This is a genomic window from Desulfofundulus sp. TPOSR, assembly GCF_011393055.1.
GTDB lineage: Bacteria > Bacillota > Desulfotomaculia > Desulfotomaculales > Desulfovirgulaceae > Desulfofundulus > Desulfofundulus kuznetsovii.
The window spans coordinates 959,836-979,685 of sequence record NZ_JAAOEF010000001.1 but is presented as its reverse complement, the minus strand read 5'-3'; the positions used below and the strand labels follow the sequence as shown (position 1 = coordinate 979,685).

Below are 19,850 nucleotides of genomic sequence, written 5' to 3'. Positions count from 1 at the left end.
GCCGACCGGAATGCCGTTTCCCGTACACCCCAGTGCAGGCTACCCGGCAGTGCTCAGTTCCCAAAGGAAACCTCATCGTTAAAGCCCGCTTCGCGTGCGCCACTGCCAGCCAGCGCACGTTCCATCGGAGCTTTCTCCCGCCGGGCCAGCCCCTGCCCTTTCCCGGGAACATCCCGGGAGAATGAAAGGTGAACATCACCTGATATTAGTTTATATCATACAATATTGGTTGGCAATACCTATTTGAGATAATTGTTACAAGGAAAGAAGCTGTTTTCTACCTCCCCTTTCACTTTTACCGGAGGAAAGAGGGTGGTTGACGATGCGGCGCTGTGTGAAATGCAAAGGGGAGTCGGTAATAAATCTCAAATCGACCAATGCGGCCTTTTGTCAGGAACATTTTATTGAGTACTTTTTAAGGCAGGTAGCCAGGGCCATCAAAAAATATAAAATGCTTGCCGAGGGGCAGCAGGTGCTGGTTGCCGTTTCAGGCGGGAAGGACAGCATGGCCCTGTGGGATGCCCTTTTGTCCCTGGGGTACAGGGCGGACGGGTTGCACGTGGACCTGGGCATAGGGGAATATTCCGAAGGTTCCCGGTTGATTTGTGAAAGGTTTGCCGCTAACCGGGGAGCCAGGTTGTACGTGCTTTCCCTGGTGGACACATACGGCAGCAATATGCAGGAAATCGTCCGGCGTACCCGCCGGGTGAGTTGTTCCGTTTGCGGTACGGTTAAAAGGTACCTGATGAACCTGGTGGTCCAGCAAAAGGGCTACCGGGTGGTGGCCACGGGACACAATCTGGACGACGAAACAGCAGCTTTGCTTGGCAATTTATTTGGCTGGCAGGAAGGATACCTGGCACGCCAGTATCCACACCTGCCCTCCACCCATGCCCGCCTCCCCGCCCGCGTTAAACCGCTGGTCCGGTTGGGGGAAATGGAAACGGAATTGTATTGCCGGTTAAAGGGTATCGAGTTTCTTGCCGATGACTGCCCGCTGGCCAGGGGGGCGACATCTTTAGCTTATAAAGAATTAATTAACTCCCTGGAAGAGAAAATGCCCGGTACGAAACAAAGATTCCTCTTCGGTTTCTGGGACAGGGGGCGCAGGAGTTTCATCGATACACCTGTGGAATTAAAAGGTTGTTCCCTATGCGGCCAGCCGACCACGGCCGATACCTGCCTTTTTTGCCGCCTGATGCAAAAGGCCGGCATCGATCCCCTGACCCAGCCGCAGGTACAGGAGATGTAAAAAGCTTGTCACAGGCTGTTGCTGCGTAACACTTCGTATTGTATAATATAAGCACTGAGAATCAATAGGGGCTGCAGGCAACCTGCCCCCTATCATGTCCCAGTAGCTCAGCTGGATAGAGCAACGGACTTCTAATCCGTGGGTCGGGGGTTCGAATCCCTCCTGGGACGCCAGCCTTGATTTACGGGCCTTTTCCGGATTGCCGGAAAGGGCCTTTTTGTTTTGAATCCGTTTGTTCCTGAAACGCCCTTCCCGACAACAACGGATTCGGCAGGAAAGGGGAGGAAGGGCAACATGCCAAAGGTGCTCAAGCTGCAAAAGCAGGCAAGCCGGACGTGGGAGGATGTTCTGGAGGATTTTTTATTCCAGAAGAAAGCGGAGGGTAAGGCAAAAAGGACAATCCATGACTACCACACAAGAATCAGCAAGTTCTTTCAAGCCTACCCTGACGCCTGGGGTGATTACGAGGCCTTGCGGGCCGCCGTCAGACGTTATTTCGCGGAATTGGCGGGGAAAGCACCGGCAACTTACAACCTTCCGCTGGCCTACCTGCGGGCCTTCTTCAACTGGTGCGTAGAAGAGGGTATCCTGGCCGCCAATCCCACCGCCGGGCTGCACAAAAGAAAGGATGAGGGTAAGGCCAGGGACATTCCACCGGACATACTGGAAAAGCTCCTGGACTTACCCAACAGAAAGACGTATACGGGTATTCGAGATTATGCCTTGATTCTCCTGCAGGTTGACTGCGGTTTGAGGCCGGGGGAAGCACTGAGATTGCTTCCTTCTGATTTCAACCTGCGGGCCTGCCAGGTTACTGTATCCAGGGATGTGGCCAAAACCAGGGTGTCCAGGACGGTGACATACTCCCACACCACGGCAAAGGCCATCAGAAAGCTGATGGAAGCAAGGCCGGAGGATTGGGACGATACCGTTCCGGTTTTCGCCAACCAGGACGGCCAGCCAATGCTTGTAAGCTCCTGGGCACATAGAATAAGGCAATACTCCCGGAAGCTGGGGTATCCCTTGACGCCGTATTCCCTGCGTCATTCCTCCGCCATCATGTTCCTGCGAGGTGGCGGGCACGTCTATGCCTTGCAGAAGATGCTGGGCCATGCGGACTTGAGTATGACAAAACGATACCTTGCCTTGACGGAGAATGACTTAGCCGAACAACACGCCGTAGCCTCCCCGGTGAAGCAGTTACTGCCGGAGAGGACAAGGGCCGGGAAGGTGAAGAAGAAGTAACGGGCCGCATAAGCGGCCTTTAATTTTGGCCTACAGCAGGAGAAAACGGAGAGGGTAATGTTATCATACCTGCCAGCCAGTTATCGCCCTTTCTATGGCCGTTTATGCGTTAGAGGAAGGCAACGGCCAGGAGTGCCTGTTCGCTCAATGGCCTGAGAGGGCCTTCCCGGAAGTGAGGGCACCGGGCCACCTTGAAGGACGGCCTGCCCTCTATCTCCACCATGTAGGCCACTGCACCGACAGCCTCCAGGCCAACCAAAGGCTCCTTGATGGAGAAGTATGCACAATCAGCACCCGTGGCATTGGCACAAGCCCAGCAAAGGGCTGTTTTCTCCTGAAATTCCCTCGGTGAAAGCGGGACAACCGGCATGACCAGCCTCCTTCCGGGGCCGCGGGGGTAGGGGGGAGGGTGTGCCGCCCGCCGGGAGAGTTATCCCTCCCGTCAGTATACACCAAAAAATGCCTCCAACACTAGTAGTAAACACTAGTACCGTATTACCTCCAAAATTTTTCCGTGCATTACCGCCTGGAAGTATCCCAAATAGGGCCTTCAGCACCCTCCAGGCCGCATTTTATGCGGAATTGGCGGGCATACCCGCCGCCCGCCTACTTCGATGATACTGCATCAAGAGAAATAGCCATAGTAGCGAAGCGAATCACGGGCAATATGCCGTAACTGCTGGATTATACCGGCCAGGTTACGTTCTGGCTATTGGTGCGAACATTGCTAAGCAAACTTCGTACCCGAAAGCCAGGGTTGGTTCCGGCGGAAATAGGGCGGGCCGCCTCGTGCCCGGATGGTGCGGGATGTACGGCTTTTCGGGGCACTTCGTTGCCAAAAAAATACCCGCCAAAGCGGGTAACGCAGGGGTGCCATTATGGAAGGTGAAACAAAGCGGAACAGCCTATTTGATAGGCTTCCTCAATTTTTTGAGTACCCCTATTGGGATTTATTTCCTCCTCAATTTTACTACGTGCCTGCCGCCTTCGCAAATTCCGCACACCAAAAGCCTCTGCTCATCCGTCAAATTACGTCTGGCCATTAGTCCCGAACAGCTTTGCCGCCTGTTCTGCAGCTTCGCCGTCGGATTTATTCCTCCGTTGCTCAATTTTTTGACTAACGGTTTCCCTATTTTCTTCCAGAATAGACACTTCCTCAATCTTTTGAGGAAGTGTTTTTGGCCTTCCAGGGGCTGTTCCTCCATGTTTTCTCTGCCTCTCCTTCGCCTCTTTCGCAAGCCATTTTTCGGCTTCCAGTGCCGCTACGCGGATTCCGGCAAGTTTGCCTTTTCCCGCAAAACTTCCTGTACCGTACTATGGTGACACCCCACCGCCTCCGCTATTTCCTCCTGGGTGTGGCAGGCCAGCCATCCGAAAAACGGACGGCTCTGTCGTACTACGAAATTCGTCGAACAGGTTTGCCGGCAAACAACGAAGGGTGTCCATCATTGCCGACACCCTTTGCCGATGAAATTCATCGTTAAATCAGCTTCTTTCGCCTGCCTGCGGCTTTGGCTGCCATTTCCATGTTGGTGACGATTGTTTCACGTTCCAGCCTTATCCGCCGGAGCTGTTCCCTGACGGCTTCATACATTCTGAGGGCCGCTTTAAACTCTTCCTCCCGTTCCTCTACTGTTTGTTTTGCCTTTTCTAGTTCTGGCCGGAGTTGATTTTCGATTTCCACCAGAATCCTTATCTTCTCATTCAGTTTTTCCCACTGCGAAGGGTGGTATTTGGCCATAACCGGGTCCATGTGCTCACCACCTTCTCCACTTGACCGTTTCCGCCAAAGGTCTTATCCGCTCACTGAAGCCTGCCCGCTGGCTTTCGTATTGCACAATCCGCGTCCTGATAGCCCAGGCCAGCCGGGGGGGTAACTCCTGAAGCCTCCCTTTGCCTGCCTCCGCTGTACCCTGGAGGATGGAGTTTTCTTCCCTGGCCGCCTCAGCCACCATGTCCAGGTATTTGGTGACTTCCGATATTGCCCGCTCCACATCTTCAACAATCCTGTCCACGATTTTTTGAAGCTCCCGCAGCTTACTCAACTGCTCCTTATTTACCTGGGGTGGCGGGGATAGCGAAGGTTCGAGCTCGTACACCTGCCTGGCGAATTCGGGCCAGTATCTCAAGAGGCTTTTCAGAAACTCCAAACGGGCTTCCCGCTTGAATCCGGCCAGGGATTCCTCCAGCTCGGCCTTCGGGATGTTCGTCGAAACCTCGGCCAGTTCTTTCTCAAACGCTTCCGTCACCCGCACATCAATATCGCTCAGAATTTCCTCCAGGCTAACTTTGTTTTCCCTTTTTCTCAGGAATGAGGGCTTCTTTTTCTCCTGCTCCTGCTCCATCAGGAAGTCTGCTAGTTCGCTGTAGGCCTTGAATCCGATGTCTTTCGCGTGGACATATACCCTTGTCTTTGGCACCAGTGGCTGCTCAGGACTTGCCACCCGTACCGGAATGCCTTTCGCAATCGCCAGATTTGCCGAAGAGTGTCCGTTCATGATTCATTCTCCTTTCTTTCCGCTAATTATCCGACTGCATTGATAGGCCAACTGCGGCCACGGCCAGCAGGGTTGTGGCTTCCCCGCCAGTCCACCCGCCGCCCGGAGTTTGCCACGGCGGGCCAGTTCTTTTCGCCTCTTCCTTTCATCGTATTCGAGGCAAATTGCACAAACACCGTTCTTCAAATCTTCCGCATCCATTTCAACTCCGCACCTTGAGCATCGCATCCTGGCCACCACCTTTCTTTCGCTTTTTGTAGTTCGGTGGTTTCCCCGGCCAGGCCTGGTATTTGCCTTTCATTCGGGCCACTTTTACGTTGACTTTATGGAATGAGGCCATCTCCGTTTTCCTCCCAACACTAGTGTTTGATACTAGTATTACTTCCCGGCCTCCGGCGGGCCTCGCTTGGGCCTAGGCCGGAGTTTGTAGTTGCCTTGAGCCCAGGAAATGAATTTCCACTGCTGAATGTAGGCCAGGAGAGCTGCCCGGATAATATCCGATACCGTTACATCCATCCGTGGATTGTCCCTGCGGATGTTTTTCAGTAACCGCCTCAATTCAGTATCAATCTCATCGCCCAATCGAAAAGTGATACGGGGCACACTATTCACCTCCCTTCCCGCCTGTCGGGGCCAGTTAAAACTATTCGCTCGCACATCTCGGTGATTCTGCTGGTAACCCTCTCGCCAACCAGCTCTTTTAAATCCGCCTTACTCAGATTCGTGCTTAAAACAACGGGAAGCATTTCATTATAACGTTCGTTGATGAAACTGCCGAATGCCGCCTGGTCGTATTCCGAAAAACGATTCGCTCCCACATCGTCAACTATCATCAGTTCGCATTCACGAAGTTCCTTGAGTTTCAACCTTTTAATACCATCATTCATACTTTGTTTATACAATTCGAGAAGTTCATGACACGTCACAAACTTTACCTGCGTCAGATAACGATTGATTAATTCGGCAGCCAACGATACAATTCTTTGTGTTTTCCCCGTCCCTACGCTGCCGGCCAGGAGTAAACCTTTTCCCTCCCGTTTCAGGGCCTCAAAATCGTTCACATAGGCCAGCAGTTTTGTCTTTGCTTCTCCATCGTCTAAATCGGCCAGTTTAAGCCTCAAGAATCGCTTTGGAAGATTGGCCTCGGCTATGGCTTCCTTCACCGCCGTCTGCCATGCCTTGGGACACTGCACAGTCTCAAACTCACCGGGACGTTCTGTCGGGGCTTTGTATGTGTGTCGCGGATTCAAAGGACGGATGTTGCAGCAATACCCTGATATATGCTCGCTCGCTTCCTTGAAAAGCCTGATGTTTTCAATAATCGTTTCATCAGGCCAGTTCGCGGTAATAGGGAAGAGTTTTCGTACCTTGTCTAGATATTCATCATAGCCAGTCATCGAATGTCTCTGATGGTTTTGCAACGGGTTTAATTCTGCCGCCATTTGGTTTACCTCCCTGTTGTTTTTTAGCTGCTATCTCCATCCAGTTTCTGATTTGGCTTCGCGGGTTGGAGTTCTTCTTTAGTGGCTTATCGAGTTTATACACCGCCCATTTGCGTGTTTCTTCCACTACATCAACGTTCGGAAACAGTTCCTTGAGTTTCTTTAGAAATGCAACATCCTTTTCTATGTCCAGGGGATAATTCTCCACTGTAGACAATGTAGAAATAAATTGGGCTTCTTCTGGTGTAGACGTAGTAGTATTTATCCCTGATTCTTCTTTTATTACTGATTCTTCTTTAGGGGTGTCATTTCGTACACCGGGGCCGGTGTCAAATCGTACACCGGGGCGGTGACATTTTGTCACCGGGGCCGGTGTCATTTTGTCACCGGGGGTATCGTCCTCAGCTATTGGATTTTCTGGATTCTTATCTTGCTCGATGTGCCATTTTAGCTTGTTGAACAGGCCAAAAAAGTCGTACCGGTTTCTGTCCTGGCCGCCGTCCTTACGAAACTGATTTCTAATTTGCAGGTATCCCTTGCTTATCAGCCTGTCCTTAATCCGGTGAAGCCTCCGCCGTGGGACGCCGGTAAGCCGTTCCATTTTTCGCAAAGACGGGTATGGAAGGCCGCCGTCCCATTTGAAGGAGAGTATGTAGACTACAAACCAGGTTTCCTCCGGGCTTAGTCCCAGTTCTTTTTGGTAACGGAAGAGGGCGAAAGGGACGGCAGCCACACCGCCGGAAACGATTGATTCGCCATATCGTTCGTTGAATGAGTATTTATCACTCATAACTACACCGCCTCGAAAAGCCGGGGCTGCATTTCCTCTAGTGTTCGATTTCGCCAGAAGCGGTAACTCAAGTACATTCTTTTGGGGTGCTTAGGGCCAATACTTGCAATATCCATTTTGGGATGTTGTTTTAACGCTTGAAGCGGAATTTCGAACACTGTTTCACTGCCGGATTCGCTTATGACATGCCTAATTATGCAATCTTCGGGAAGAGGGGGTTCGTATCTCAGATCAACACCCGCCGCCCCACGAATTTTTAAGATGTCTCTTTCCCTGATTCGCTGCTCAAAAACGTACCGGCCGTTTTCCTGCTTCAAGACACCGCATTTTTTCAGCTGTCCACCGACATATGCGGAAATGATGGTTTCGTTATTTTTCTTTTGGGAAGATTTCATCTTCCGTCACCCCCAGGGCTTCCGCAATTCTTTTCCGCCAGCCGGGGTATGCCCTCAAAACTCCAGATTCAACTTTGGACAGGTTTACGGGGTGGATACCGGTTCGGCGGGCCAGCTCGAATTGCGTCATCTTCTTCTGCTGGCGAATTTCCCGAATCCGATTCATTTTGAATACCTCCCTCTTGAATTTTTGCTAAGTCCATAGTACTATTATGTTAACGGACAATAACGGACAGGAGAGAAAACAGAACATGGAGATTACCACCGCTATCACCCTGAAAACACCGGGCAAATGCCGGGCCTGGATTGAACAAAAGTTTCCCTGGGAGATTACCCTGCCGGACAGAAAAGCAGAGGAGTTTTGGAAAAGCCACAGGCTGGCCGTGGAAATAGGGGAGGGCTTACCGGGGAAATACCTGCGGCCATGCCTGGTATGGGAGGATCCGAAGAAAGCCGAAAAGCTGCCGGCAGACATTGACAGGAAGGTTTTTACCCTGGCCGAAGAGGTATTGAACGGCAACCACGCCGCATTGATTGATTTCTGGCAGGAATATGGGCCGCTTATCAACAGAAAGGGTAACGCCATCCTGGTAAGCGAATTAGAAAATACCCTGGGTTTTTTCTACATGGTGGTGGACATTTGGAGGGCCATTGTCCAGGGGAAGGAAGCAAAACTAAGGGGGGTATTCCTCCGGCCATTTGAGGAAGGGTATGGCCTCCGGGAATTGGAAGAGTTTGTTCAAGCCTTTACCGGGCCGCCTGAAAACTACCGCCTCTACATGCGGGGCAAAACTCCCGTTCTTTTCTCCGAATATGGCAGCTTTGTCTATGACATGGGGGTTTACTACCTCCAGTTGAAAAAGCCGCCGGAAAGCGGGCTTGTGGACTATGCAAAAAAGATACTGGATCAGAACGTCAAAAGGTATCTCAGGCATCTTAGAAATTTCACCGAATTGGACGTTATCAAAGGCCGGGCCGTTATCTCACCGCCGGACGTGTTCACCGCCGCCTTATACGCTTTCTTTAACCGGGAAATGGGGAAGGAACACGAAACACCGGCGAAAAGAATGAGTAGACGAAGGGCACAAGGGCTAGACTTGAAGGCACAAGTTTTGGACAAGTACAGGAAATGGAAAGAGAGGGGGAAAATAACGCCGGAACAGTATGAAAAGATGAAGGCCTACCGGGACAGGTTGTTTGAGGAAGGACTTTGGGATAGGGAAGAATTGGAAATGAAGATGGAAAGGTATTTCAGGAGGGTGGTAAGGAAGAGTTCCCGGCCACGGAACTAACGTTTCTAAAAAGTAGAAATCTCTTGCAGTAGCCAGGCCACCCTCTCACCAAGCCATCAGGCCACCAGACCACCGGGCCGGAGCATAAGAAAAGCTCATAGAGGCATGGGAAAATTCTATGGGAAAGCGGAAGGAAACAGAACAACGGATTCCGAATATTTACCCGCAAAGAAAAACGACTGAATCCGTTGTTGGTGACGAGGGCAGTTTCGGGAAAGTGCAGGAATGATGCGGGCTGGAGGGTTTGGGCCTGAGCAACGGACTTCTAATCCGTGGGTCGGGGGTTCGAATCCCTCCTGGGACGCCAGAAAAAAGACCGTCTTCAGGTTAAACCCTGAGGCGGTCTTTTATTTGTCATTATGTCATAAGTAAAGGATCAATGACCGGACATTTCCAGGCGCAGGAGCCTGATTTCCCGGTCGTGCTCTTCCAGCTTGATAAAAGTTTCTACTTGTCTTCGTGCAAGGTGCTCGACTCTCTCTTCGATTCTGGCCACGGAGTTCCTGATGCTGACGAAATAATCCATGTGAACTGCGCGGGCATCGAAGAGGGCGCGGATCTTATCGATGATTTCGTTTTCGATAAGGGCTTCCATTCGTTCCATGCGCCCGGCGAGTTCCTGCTGGCCCTGCTCCAGGCCGCTGACGCGCTTGACAAGTTCCTGCTGGCCCTGCTCCAGGCCGCTGACGCGCTTGACAAGTTCCTGCTGGCCCTGCTCCAGGCCGCTGACGCGCTTGACAAGTTCCTGCTGGCCCTGCTCAACGTTGCTGATGCGCTGTTCCATTCGTTCTATGCGCCCGGCGAGCTCCTGCTGGCCCTGCTCCAGGCCACTGACGCGCTTGACAAGCTCCTGCTGGCCCTGCTCAACGTTGCTGATGCGCTGTTCCATTCGTTCCATGCGCCCGGCGAGCTCCTCCTGGCCTTGTTCGAGGCCGCCGATGCGCTGCTCCACGTTGCCGATGCGTTGGTCCATATTGCCGACACATTGATTCAAGGCCTTTAATTCACCGAGGATCTCTTTCAGCAGTTGCTCGGACATGGATCGTTCCCCCCTTTCAATTATATTTCCCTCGCGGGTAATCGTGGGCTTACTAGGAAATCTAGGGATACATCGAAGAAGCCGGCAAAGACATCTCCACCTGCTGAGTTTTTGTTTTACAGGCCGACCCTGGCGCGGGCGAAAGGTTCCATGTGGCCGCGCACATTGAGGCTTTTGGACATGACGATCATTTCTCCGTCTTCCAGGGGGATACCCGTTTTGGGGTGGGGGCCTATCTGCTCAACCAACCATTCTTTGAACAACTGCAGGCCGCCCATGTTAACCGGGAACCCGCCCCACAAATCCCAGGCCCGGAAGTAGACGTAAAAGTGCATCCGGTAAACGCCCGCCTTTCTATCCATGCGGATTTTGGTGTCAATCAGCCTGAGGCAGGGCAGGGATTTACCTCTGGCCAGATCGGACGGAGAAGCGATTTCTATGCACCCCTTCACGTGGTCAAATCCATAGGTGCGGTAGTAGCGAATCAGGTCGTCCACCTGCTCGCAGATGCGTTCGCCGTAAGTGTACGACTCGTTTTCCGCTTTGTACGGGTTCAGGATATAGGTGGCAAAGTACTCCTCGATCTTGTCCATCGTGGTAGGGGGAGCTGGAATACCCAGTCCGGGTGGCAGGATATCGCAAAGCGGTCGCTCCCAGGGGTGGGTGATCTGGCAGACTGCGAAATCAAACTCCCGCCGGCTGTTGTCGCACCGGCCGTGCTCGTCCGCGCCGCCGCCCCACTCGGGGAAATATGTATAGGCGTCAATTTCAAACAGCTTTTTTAAAAGCAGGTACCAGGCTTCAGGCAGGTTCCTGGCTCTAATAAAAACTGGCTCAAGGTATTCCCTCATATCTTCAGACATTTCCGCCCTCTCCTTTTGCTGGTATGGCTACCGGTATGAATTTAACATTTGGGAGATTTTTGGTCAAGATATATCTTTGTCCTGCACGAGAGGGAATGATGAATGAGAAGGCCGGCCGGCAGTTTGACCCGCGCCTGACGGAGCTATTTGTTACCAAGTGTACGGAAGGTAGCCAAAAAAGACAATTTACGGCAGGAAATGAAGAATAATACGACGAAAAATAGCCCCTTAAATTGACGAAGGGGGTATGGTAATGTTTCGGGGTTTCCAAAGCATGCAGGGCAAGGTGGTCACCCTGGTGGTAAGCCTGATTGTTCTGGCGGCACTTATTATTGGTTCATTGAGCGTATGGCAGATTAAACGGTTTGGGGAAAGCAATGTGGAAAAAATCCGCGAACAAATGCTGGCGGAGCGGGAGGGCAAGTTAAGGAGCCTGGTGGAAAGCGCCCATAACCTGACCGGTGAATACGTGCAACGGGTCAAGACAGGCGAGTTAACGGTGGAAGATGCACAGGAGCGGGCTTTTAAACGCATCAGCCACATGCTTTACGACGAGGGACAAGGCTATTTCTGGATTCACACCGCGGGGGAACGGGCGGTAATGCTGATGCACCCCATCAAACCGGAATTGAAGGGTAAGGACATGGCCGCCGATGAGGACCTGGCCCTGGTGCGCTCCATATTTTACCAGGGACAAATCTATACCAAGGATGCCCCGGAAGTCCGGGAGCGGGTGAAGGCGAAGAAACTTTTTGCGGAAATGAACCGCCTCTGTGCCGAAAAGGGCGAGGGCACCGTGGTCTATTACTGGCCCAAGCCCGGTGAAGACCCCTCGGTGGGTTACCCCAAGATTTCCTATGTGAAGCTGTTCGGCCCATGGAACTGGATTATTGGAAGCGGCATATATGTAGACGATATCGAGAAGGAAGCGGCCATGATCAGGCAGGAAACCATGAAAAGGGTCGGGCAGGTGGTGCTGGCGGTTGTCATTTCGCTCCTGGGCTGTCTGGTGCTTGCCGTTTTGCTTGCAGTCTTCTTTGCCCGGCGTTTTGTGCGGCCGGTGAGCGATATGGTGGTGGCGGCGGAGCGGCTGGCCCGGGGTGATCTCACAGCAGCAGTATCTGTAAGCTCCAGCGATGAAATAGGCCGCCTGGCCCACGCCTTCGAGCAGATGCGCCAGGGGCTGCGGCAGTTGATTCAAGGCATCAGCCAGGGAAGCGCCCAGGTTTCCAACACCGCGGCGGCACTTTCCTCCCAGATGGATCAGACGTCAAGTGCGGCTACCGAAAATGCCTCTACCGTTGGTGAAATTGCCGCTACGGTGGACAACGTGGCTGAAAACATAAAAGCCGTCTCCGGCCGACTGGCGGAAGCAGGCCGGCAGGCCGACCAGAGCCAGCGGAATATCGACAGGGTGATAGATACCATGCAGGAAATTGAGCAGTCGTCTCAAGAAGCGGCCCGGTCTGTAGAAACGTTAATCCAGGCCATAGAAAAAATAGTGCTGTTTGTAGGTGCAATTAACGATATTGCCGAACAGACCAACCTCCTGGCCTTAAATGCAGCCATTGAGGCGGCCCGGGCCGGGGAGGCCGGCCGGGGGTTTGCCGTAGTGGCGGAAGAAGTGCGCAAGCTGGCGGAAAATTCCGCTCGCTCGGCAAAAGAAATAAGCTCCATCATCGGCGAGGTGCAGCAACAGTCCGCCCAGGCCGTGAGAATTATGGAAAGCGGCAAGGAAAAAACCGTTCAAGGCAGCCGGGTGGTGGAGGAAGTGGGGCGGTCCCTGATGTCCATTATCGAGCTGGTCAAGGAACTCAGCCAGAAGGCACAGGAAGTGGCTGTGTCTGCGGGGCAGATGTCCGAAGCGGTTCAAAACGTGGCGGCTACCACGGAGGAACAAACCGCGGCCATGGAAGAAGTTGCGGCTTCAGCCGCCGAGCTAAACAAAATAGCTGGTTCTATGAAGGAAATGGTCAGCCAGTTCAGGCTGGAGTAAGGGAGAATCAAAGAGAAGGCGGGCCTGCCTTTGGGACGGCCCGCTTTTTTACCGGCCACGTCACTTGTCAATCCGGAGCCGGTTGATTTCCTTCAAGCTATTGAGGTCGTTCATTTTAATCAAGTGATCCGAGACGGTATACAAAGCGTTTTCAATGTACAGCGCTCTTTTGACCGGCGAGTTTTCACCAGCTCCCATTTAAAGGGCAGGGAAAACGGTGGCTTGCAGAGAATTGGACCTGTAGCCGGAATTTAAAGCCAAAATTTTAAGGATGGTTCACCAAAAAACATGCGAATACACCCTTATCCGGAACAAAAAAAGAGCCCGGGATTCAAAGCCATTATTTCATCCCTGCGCCACCGGAATTTTCGCCTGTTCTGGACCGGCCAGTGCATTTCCCTGGTGGGCACCTGGATGCAGAATATGGCTCAATCCTGGCTGGTGCTGGAACTGACCGGTTCCCCGTTTCTGCTGGGGCTGGTGGGGGCCCTCCAGTTCCTCCCGTTGCTCCTCTTCGCCCTGTTTACCGGGGCGGTGGTCGACCGCCTGCCCAAGCGACCCCTGCTCCTGTTTGCCCAGGGCATGTCTATGCTCATTGCTCTTGTTCTGGGCCTGCTTACCCTTTTTAACGTGGTACAGTACTGGCACGTGGCGGTGCTGGCTTTTCTTTTGGGGACCATGCATTCCCTGGACATGCCGGCACGCCAGGCCTTTATCATCGAGCTGGTAGGCCGGGATGATCTGATGAACGCCATTGCCCTCAATTCCTCCGTATTCAACGGGGCGCGCATCATTGGTCCGGCCGTGGCCGGTCTGGTGATCAGCACCGTGGGGATTGCGGCCTGTTTCCTGGCCAACGCGGCCAGCTTTTTGTTCGTGCTGGGCGGGCTTTTGTTGATCCAGGTACAGGAGGATAAGGCTGTCCGGGAGGGGCATAAAAAACTGTGGGAAGATGTACGGGAGGGCCTTGCCTATATTCTTTCCAACCCAACGGTGTTCACCGTACTGGCCATGGTAGGCAGTATGAGTACCCTGGCCATCAATTTTAACGTGCTGGTACCCGTTTTTGCCCGGGAGGTGCTGCACAGGGAGGCCCAGGGCTTTGGCTTTCTCATGTCTGCCACGGGGTTGGGGGCCTTTATGGGCGCACTTACCCTCGCCTACCTCAGCAATCGCGGCCCGCGGGTCAAATTGCTCCTGGCCGCCGCTTCAGGCTTTTGTTTGTGCGAGCTATTGCTGGCCCTGGTGCGCTACTACCCCCTGGCCCTATTGCTGCTGTGCCTTGCTGGCTTTGCTGTGAGCACCTTTAGTGCTTCCGCCAACGCCACCGTCCAAATGAACGTTCCCGACTACCTGCGGGGCCGGGTGATGAGCATTTATTCCCTGGTCTTTATCGGCCTGGTGCCGCTGGGCAATTTTTTCAGCGGTACTGTGGCCCACTTCTGGGGTGCTCCGGCCGGGTTCGCCCTGGGCGGCGGCCTGGCCTTGCTGTTCCTGCTTTTCCTTAGCCGCCGGTTGCTGCGGCATCAACATTCTCCAGTCCCTTAATTAAAAAAACCGGGAAACTTCACTGAGTTCCCCGGCGCGCCAAAGGGGTTTTCGCCTTAATGGATGGCCGTGATGAAGGCTCCGGCGGCTACGGCAGTACCGATTACCCCGGCTACGTTCGGCCCCATGGCGTGCATGAGCAGATAGTTCTGCGGGTTGGCTTCCGAGCCCAGCTGGTGCACCACCCGGGCGGCCATAGGAACTGCGGATACTCCTGCCGCACCGATCAACGGGTTGACCTTGTTCGTCGTAAACAAGTTCATGATCTTGGCGATCAGGATGCCGCCCGCAGCTGCGAAGGCAAAGGCCACGACACCGAGAATGAAAATGTAAATGGTTTGGGGTTTAAGGAAAGTTTCCGCCGACATGGTAGCGCCAACACCCAGGCCCAAAAAGATGGTTACGATGTTCATCAGCTCATTGCGCGAAACGTCGGTGAGGCGCTGGACCACACCAGATTCCATGAACAGGTTGCCCAGCATGAACATGGCGATTAAGGGCGCCGATTTGGGCACCAGCAGGATAATCACCAGGCTGGCCAGCAGGGGGAAGAGGATTTTTTCTCCCTTGCTTACCGGGCGCATTTGTTTCATGACCATGGCCCGCTCCCTGGGTGTGGTCAGCAACTTGGCCACCGGCGGGATAATCAGGGGCACCAGGGCCATGTAGGAATAAGCAGCCACGGAAACTGCCCCCATCAGATGCGGAGCCAGGTTGGCCGAAAGGAAGATGGTGGTGGGTCCGTCCGCACCGCCGATAATGCCAATGACGGCCGCTTCGGCAACGCTAAAACCAAATAACAGGGCGGTGAAGAAGGCCGCATAAACTCCCAGCTGGGCGGCCGCACCCAGCAGTAAAGTCTTGGGATTGGCAATTACCGGACCGAAGTCGGTCATGGCTCCCAGACCGAGGAAGATCAGGGGAGGGATTAACTCGTTCTGGATGCCGTTATGGAAGAACAAGTAGTACAGCCCTCCCGGTTCCATCAGTCCAGTGAGGGGAAAATTGGCTGCAAAAATACCAAAACTAATCGGCACCAGCAGGAGGGGTTCGACCCCTTTTTTTATGGCCAGGTACATGAGACCAAAGGCAACGGCCCACATGATTAAATTGCCCGGGGTCAAACTGAGGAGCCCCGTGCTGTTGATGACCTCTGTCAACTGCTCCAGCATAGCCAGTTCCCCTTTCTTCTACTCCAAAGTTAAGATTACCGTATCAGGGTTGACTACATCGCCCGGACTGGCTTTAATTTCCTTGACCACACCACTGGCCGGAGCATAGATTTTGACATACATTTTCATGGCTTCAATAGTGGCCACGGGATCATTCTCCTTCACCTGATCCCCCACTTTAACATCAACTGAAATCAGCTTGCCCACCATGGGTGAATTGACCGGAGTAGCCACTTACAGAACCCCCTTTCCTAGTGAATTGCAACTGTTTTTCCCTGAGCAGGTGCCTGCTGGGATTGTTGAACGGCAGCTTTTTTCCTGGCGCTGTAGGCAAAAAGCCAGCCGGAAAAGCTCACCACCGCGCTTAGTATGCCCAGGGCCAGAAACACCGAAACAATACCGCTGATGGCTACTACCAGAGCATTGGTCCAGTCGATCATTTATCAGCCCTCCTTTTTAATTTTTATAAATTCCCGCTTTCATCAATCCCGCTTAAAATTCCCCGGTAAGAACCTTGTAAGATCAGCCGGTTGAAGATAACCAAATTTTGTTTATTGTATTCAACAAACAGTATATTGTATACAGGACGGAAATGCAATACATCTTTTTTCTAAAAAGAATATTCAAGATTCTAAATACCAGAAAGCACGCTCTCTTAGTTTTTGGAAAGGTATACTTTTTGCCGCTTTTCCGGTCCCGCCCGGAGCCCGCAATACCTGCAGCCTGCCGTGACTTTTCGGTGTTTTAATTTTTGACAGAATTTCATATTGCAGTTTTGGCTCTCTTCAGGTAAAATACCTTACTAGTGTATAATGCATATATCGGGCCAGCAAGGGCTTTTTTGGAAAAATTTTTGCCATAAATTTTTTGGGGGCTGGGAAATAAAAGGCCTTTTTTCTGGAGGAAATATCCTTGAACCGTAGAATTAAGTATTTACCTCAAAAATGGTTACACTATAATACTGTTCGGCCTATAATGGCAAAAGGGGCTAAATTTGGTTATTTAAAAAGCTTTATAAGGGGGAGCATAGATGAAAGCTAACGCGGAAAGGATAGAGAAAAATACTGTTTTACTGGAAGTAGAGGTAGATGCCGATCAATTTTCCCAGGCAATGGATAGGGCCTACCGGAAGCTGGTCAAGAAGGTTAACGTGCCCGGCTTCCGGCCTGGTAAAGCTCCCCGGATTATCCTGGAGCGGCATATCGGCAAACAGGCATTGCTGGATGAAGCAGTGGAAATGCTGATTCCGGAAGCCTATTTTAAAGCAGTACAAGATACGGGTATCGAACCGGTGGCCCAGCCCCAGCTGGAACTGGTCCAGGTGGAAGAGGGTAAGCCGGTGGTTTTTAAGGCCAGGGTAGTGGTAAAGCCTGAAGTGGAACTGGGCCAGTACAAGGGTCTGGAAGTAACCCAACCCAGTACGGAAGTAACGCCCGAGGATGTACAAAAAGAACTGGAACGGTTGCAAAACCGCCATGCCAAGCTGGTGAGCCTTGACGAGGGTACGGTGCAGCAAGGAGACCTGGTTACCATTGACTTTGAAGGCCGGGTGGACGGCGAGCCCTTTGAGGGCGGGCAGGCTACCGATTATACCCTGGAAGTTGGGAACGCCGGGTTAATCCCTGGTTTTGAGGACCAGCTTTTGGGGATGGCCATCAACGAGACGAAGGAGATCACGGTCCGCTTTCCCGAAGACTATCCCAAGCCGGAGCTTTCGGGCAAGGAAGCCGTTTTTACCGTTACCGTGAAGGCCATCAAGCGCAAGGAGTTGGCCCCGCTGGATGACGAGTTTGCCAAGGACGTGAGTGAGTTTGATACCCTGGAGGAATTAAGGGCGGACCTGGAGAATAAATTAAAACAAGCTGCCGAAGCCAGGGCAAAGGCCGAAACCCGTCAGGCCGTCCTGAAGAAGGCGGTGGAAAATGCACAGGTTGACATCCCTGAGGAAATGATTCAAACCCGTCTGGCGGAAATGCTTCAAAGCCTGGAGCGGCGCTTAATGGTTCAGGGCCTCACCCTGGAAAACTATTTGAAGTACTCAAACAGCACCGTGGAGGAAATGGAAGAACGCCTCCGCCCGGATGCCCGGGAGAGCCTGAAGACCATGCTGGTGCTGGATGCCATCGCCAAAGCTGAAAACATCACCGTCACCGAAGAAGAAATACAGGCGGAGATTGAGCGGATGGCTAAAGAAATGCAGCAGGATCCCGCGGTAGTGCGTAAAGTGGTGGAGGGCCAGGGTCAGCTGGAGGCGGTCACAACGGGGTTGGTGCGGGATAAGGTAATCCAGTTCTTAGTGGACCAGGCTAATATAGTCGCGCAGGACGGGCAACCGGCGACGGAATAAGTTCCCGCTTGTGATCGCTGTAGTAATAATAATCCATCCTTTACGCAGGAGGTAGCGTTATCATGTCGACTTTAGTGCCAATTGTCGTTGAGCAAACCAACCGCGGTGAGCGGGCATACGATATTTACTCCCGTCTTTTAAAGGACCGGATTATTTTCATTGGCGGACCTATAGACGATCATGTGGCCAATCTGGTTATTGCCCAGATGCTTTTCCTGGAGGCCGAGGACCCGGAAAAGGATATCCATTTTTATATCAACTCCCCCGGCGGCGTTGTTACTGCCGGGTTGGCCATTTATGATACCATGCAGTATATTAAACCAGATGTTTCCACCATCTGCCTTGGGCAGGCCGCCAGCATGGGCTCCTTTTTGCTGGCTGCCGGCGCCAAGGGTAAGCGCTATGCCCTGCCCTACGCCCGGATCATGTTGCACCAGCCCCTGGGCGGTGTGCAGGGTCAGGCGACGGAGATTGAGATCCATGCCCGGGAGATCCTGCGCATAAAAGATATCTTGAACGAACTGCTGGCCAAACATACGGGTCAGCCCAGGGAAAAAATTGCCCGGGATACTGATCGAGACTTCTTTATGTCCGCTGAAGAAGCAAAGGAATATGGTATCATCGATGAGGTGTTGACCTATCGCAAGCCAAAATAAAAGAGGTGTTTAGCTATGTTTAACGACAAAGGTCAGCTCAAGTGCTCCTTCTGCGGCAAACTCCAGGACCAGGTCAAAAAACTGGTGGCCGGTCCCGGGGTGTACATTTGCGATGAGTGCATTGAGCTTTGCAACGAAATTATTGAAGAGGAACTGAGCGAGGACCTTGGGCTTGACCTGGGGGACATCCCGAAGCCTAAGGAAATCAAAGAAATACTGGACCAGTACGTCATCGGCCAGGAGCAGGCCAAAAAAACCCTGGCCGTGGCGGTTTACAACCACTACAAGCGCATCAATCTGGGTGGCAAGATAGATGATGTGGAACTGCAGAAGAGCAACATCATCATGCTGGGGCCCACGGGATGCGGTAAAACCCTGCTGGCCCAGACCCTGGCGCGGTTGCTCAATGTTCCCTTTGCCATTGCCGATGCCACATCCCTGACCGAAGCCGGTTACGTGGGAGAGGACGTGGAAAACATCCTTTTAAAACTCATCCAGGCGGCCGATTACGATGTGGAGAAGGCGGAAAAGGGCATCGTCTACATTGACGAAATCGACAAGATCGCCCGTAAGTCGGAAAACCCGTCTATTACCCGGGACGTGTCCGGCGAGGGCGTACAGCAGGCCCTCTTAAAGATCCTGGAGGGTACCGTGGCCAGCGTGCCGCCCCAGGGTGGTCGCAAGCACCCCCACCAGGAGTTCATCCAGCTGGACACCACCAATATCCTGTTTATCTGCGGCGGTGCTTTTGACGGTATCGAGAAGATCATCCAGAACCGCATCGGGAAAAAGGGCCTGGGCTTTGGCGCCGAAATCCAGAGCAGGCGGGATCAGAAAATTGGGGAGATCTTAAGCCAGATCCTGCCGGAAGACCTGCTTAAATACGGTCTTATCCCCGAGTTTGTCGGCCGCTTGCCCATTATCGTCACCCTGGACGCCCTGGATGAGGAAGCCCTCATCCGCATCCTCACCGAGCCCAAGAACGCCCTGGTCAAACAGTATGAAAAACTGTTCGAGCTGGATGGGGTGAGTCTGGAGTTCCACCCCGACGCCCTGCGGACGGTGGCCCAGGAGGCCCTCAAGCGCAACACCGGCGCCCGGGGACTGCGGGCCATCCTGGAGGACATCATGCTGGACGTAATGTATGAAATTCCCTCCCGGGAAGATATCGCCAGGGTGATCATTACTAAAGAGACCATCCTGAAAAAGGAGAAACCCCTGGTGGTGGCCCTAGACCGCAAAAAGAAAAAGGAAGAAACGGCGTAATTGCCGGAAGGTAAAATAGATTGCAGGCACACGTAGTTATGCGTGTGCT

At 52.8% G+C, this 19,850-nt stretch carries 22 protein-coding genes and 1 tRNA gene; 10 read left to right on the top strand and 13 right to left on the bottom strand.

The window, feature by feature from the left end:
- The first annotated feature begins 322 nt into the window (after nucleotides 1-322).
- The 3 genes from G7K71_RS04900 (at nucleotide 323) to G7K71_RS04890 (ending at nucleotide 2,497) form a co-directional block, all read left to right on the top strand.
- Nucleotides 323-1,252 carry an ATP-binding protein gene (locus G7K71_RS04900; RefSeq protein WP_166343920.1) on the top strand — a complete coding sequence of 310 codons (930 nt, stop codon included), beginning with the start codon at nucleotides 323-325 and terminating at the stop codon, nucleotides 1,250-1,252.
- Nucleotides 1,253-1,348: 96 nt separating this feature from the next.
- Nucleotides 1,349-1,425: transfer RNA gene (locus G7K71_RS04895), tRNA-Arg, on the top strand.
- 121 nt (nucleotides 1,426-1,546) lie between these two features.
- On the top strand, nucleotides 1,547-2,497 hold the full coding sequence (locus tag G7K71_RS04890; protein ID WP_166343918.1) for a tyrosine-type recombinase/integrase: 951 nt from the start codon (nucleotides 1,547-1,549) through the stop codon (nucleotides 2,495-2,497).
- A gap of 109 nt (nucleotides 2,498-2,606) precedes the next feature.
- Here G7K71_RS04890 and G7K71_RS04885 read toward each other — a convergent pair whose 3' ends face one another.
- The gene (locus tag G7K71_RS04885; RefSeq protein ID WP_166343916.1) at nucleotides 2,607-2,867 is read right to left on the bottom strand and encodes a hypothetical protein; all 261 of its coding nucleotides are present in this window, start codon (nucleotides 2,865-2,867) and stop codon (nucleotides 2,607-2,609) included.
- Nucleotides 2,868-3,304: 437 nt separating this feature from the next.
- On the opposite strand from G7K71_RS04885, the gene G7K71_RS04880 reads away from it, so the two are divergent.
- Nucleotides 3,305-3,820, top strand: coding sequence for a hypothetical protein (locus G7K71_RS04880; protein ID WP_166343914.1), 516 nt, complete (start codon nucleotides 3,305-3,307; stop codon nucleotides 3,818-3,820).
- A 157-nt stretch (nucleotides 3,821-3,977) separates the two neighbouring features.
- Here G7K71_RS04880 and G7K71_RS04875 read toward each other — a convergent pair whose 3' ends face one another.
- From G7K71_RS04875 to G7K71_RS04845, 7 genes are all read right to left on the bottom strand, one after another.
- Complete coding sequence (locus G7K71_RS04875; RefSeq protein WP_166343912.1) at nucleotides 3,978-4,250, bottom strand: hypothetical protein; 273 nt, start codon at nucleotides 4,248-4,250, stop codon at nucleotides 3,978-3,980.
- A 4-nt stretch (nucleotides 4,251-4,254) separates the two neighbouring features.
- Nucleotides 4,255-4,995: a hypothetical protein gene (locus G7K71_RS04870; RefSeq protein WP_166343910.1), complete on the bottom strand. Its 741-nt coding sequence runs from the start codon at nucleotides 4,993-4,995 to the stop codon at nucleotides 4,255-4,257.
- A gap of 378 nt (nucleotides 4,996-5,373) precedes the next feature.
- Nucleotides 5,374-5,598 (bottom strand): hypothetical protein, encoded by a 225-nt coding sequence (locus G7K71_RS04865; RefSeq protein ID WP_166343908.1) that lies wholly within the window; start codon nucleotides 5,596-5,598, stop codon nucleotides 5,374-5,376.
- Between the two features lie 5 nt (nucleotides 5,599-5,603).
- The gene (locus G7K71_RS04860) at nucleotides 5,604-6,437 is read right to left on the bottom strand and encodes an ATP-binding protein (RefSeq protein ID WP_166343906.1); all 834 of its coding nucleotides are present in this window, start codon (nucleotides 6,435-6,437) and stop codon (nucleotides 5,604-5,606) included.
- Nucleotides 6,379-7,227: a helix-turn-helix domain-containing protein gene (locus G7K71_RS19025; RefSeq protein ID WP_207712647.1), complete on the bottom strand. Its 849-nt coding sequence runs from the start codon at nucleotides 7,225-7,227 to the stop codon at nucleotides 6,379-6,381. Before G7K71_RS19025 ends, G7K71_RS04860 begins: the two co-directional genes overlap by 59 nt.
- Before the next feature lie 2 nt (nucleotides 7,228-7,229).
- A complete protein-coding gene (locus tag G7K71_RS04850) occupies nucleotides 7,230-7,622 on the bottom strand; it encodes a hypothetical protein (protein ID WP_166343904.1) in 393 nt (130 codons plus the stop codon).
- Nucleotides 7,597-7,788, bottom strand: a complete 192-nt coding sequence (locus G7K71_RS04845; protein WP_166343902.1) for a helix-turn-helix domain-containing protein — start codon at nucleotides 7,786-7,788, stop codon at nucleotides 7,597-7,599. The genes G7K71_RS04850 and G7K71_RS04845 overlap by 26 nt, the downstream gene beginning before the upstream one ends.
- Nucleotides 7,789-7,873: 85 nt before the next feature.
- On the opposite strand from G7K71_RS04845, the gene G7K71_RS04840 reads away from it, so the two are divergent.
- Nucleotides 7,874-8,914, top strand: coding sequence for a hypothetical protein (locus G7K71_RS04840; protein ID WP_166343900.1), 1,041 nt, complete (start codon nucleotides 7,874-7,876; stop codon nucleotides 8,912-8,914).
- A 376-nt stretch (nucleotides 8,915-9,290) separates the two neighbouring features.
- Here the strand turns inward: G7K71_RS04840 and G7K71_RS04835 are convergent, their stop codons facing one another.
- Complete coding sequence (locus tag G7K71_RS04835; protein ID WP_166343898.1) at nucleotides 9,291-9,887, bottom strand: hypothetical protein; 597 nt, start codon at nucleotides 9,885-9,887, stop codon at nucleotides 9,291-9,293.
- Nucleotides 9,888-10,069: 182 nt separating this feature from the next.
- A complete protein-coding gene (locus G7K71_RS04830) occupies nucleotides 10,070-10,816 on the bottom strand; it encodes a thymidylate synthase (protein ID WP_013821530.1) in 747 nt (248 codons plus the stop codon).
- A gap of 253 nt (nucleotides 10,817-11,069) precedes the next feature.
- On the opposite strand from G7K71_RS04830, the gene G7K71_RS04825 reads away from it, so the two are divergent.
- Complete coding sequence (locus G7K71_RS04825) at nucleotides 11,070-12,812, top strand: methyl-accepting chemotaxis protein (protein ID WP_166343896.1); 1,743 nt, start codon at nucleotides 11,070-11,072, stop codon at nucleotides 12,810-12,812.
- 288 nt (nucleotides 12,813-13,100) lie between these two features.
- Complete coding sequence (locus tag G7K71_RS04820; protein ID WP_166343894.1) at nucleotides 13,101-14,360, top strand: MFS transporter; 1,260 nt, start codon at nucleotides 13,101-13,103, stop codon at nucleotides 14,358-14,360.
- 56 nt (nucleotides 14,361-14,416) lie between these two features.
- On the opposite strand, the gene G7K71_RS04815 is transcribed toward G7K71_RS04820, so the two are convergent.
- From G7K71_RS04815 to G7K71_RS04805, 3 genes are read right to left on the bottom strand one after another with little or no spacing between them, the layout of a single operon-like run.
- Entirely contained in the window at nucleotides 14,417-15,532 is a 1,116-nt protein-coding gene (locus tag G7K71_RS04815; protein WP_166343892.1) for a sodium ion-translocating decarboxylase subunit beta, read from the bottom strand.
- 18 nt (nucleotides 15,533-15,550) lie between these two features.
- Nucleotides 15,551-15,766 carry a biotin/lipoyl-containing protein gene (locus tag G7K71_RS04810; RefSeq protein WP_166343890.1) on the bottom strand — a complete coding sequence of 72 codons (216 nt, stop codon included), beginning with the start codon at nucleotides 15,764-15,766 and terminating at the stop codon, nucleotides 15,551-15,553.
- A 17-nt stretch (nucleotides 15,767-15,783) separates the two neighbouring features.
- On the bottom strand, nucleotides 15,784-15,972 hold the full coding sequence (locus G7K71_RS04805; RefSeq protein WP_166343888.1) for an OadG family protein: 189 nt from the start codon (nucleotides 15,970-15,972) through the stop codon (nucleotides 15,784-15,786).
- A gap of 590 nt (nucleotides 15,973-16,562) precedes the next feature.
- Between G7K71_RS04805 and tig the strand changes: the two genes are divergently transcribed.
- The 3 genes from tig to clpX all read left to right on the top strand — a co-directional run bounded on the left by tig (nucleotide 16,563) and on the right by clpX (nucleotide 19,801).
- Nucleotides 16,563-17,879: a trigger factor gene (gene tig, locus G7K71_RS04800; protein WP_166343886.1), complete on the top strand. Its 1,317-nt coding sequence runs from the start codon at nucleotides 16,563-16,565 to the stop codon at nucleotides 17,877-17,879.
- A gap of 62 nt (nucleotides 17,880-17,941) precedes the next feature.
- The gene (gene clpP / locus G7K71_RS04795) at nucleotides 17,942-18,535 is read left to right on the top strand and encodes an ATP-dependent Clp endopeptidase proteolytic subunit ClpP (protein WP_013821536.1); all 594 of its coding nucleotides are present in this window, start codon (nucleotides 17,942-17,944) and stop codon (nucleotides 18,533-18,535) included.
- Between the two features lie 15 nt (nucleotides 18,536-18,550).
- On the top strand, nucleotides 18,551-19,801 hold the full coding sequence (gene clpX, locus G7K71_RS04790; protein WP_013821537.1) for an ATP-dependent Clp protease ATP-binding subunit ClpX: 1,251 nt from the start codon (nucleotides 18,551-18,553) through the stop codon (nucleotides 19,799-19,801).
- The last annotated feature ends 49 nt before the right edge of the window (nucleotides 19,802-19,850 follow it).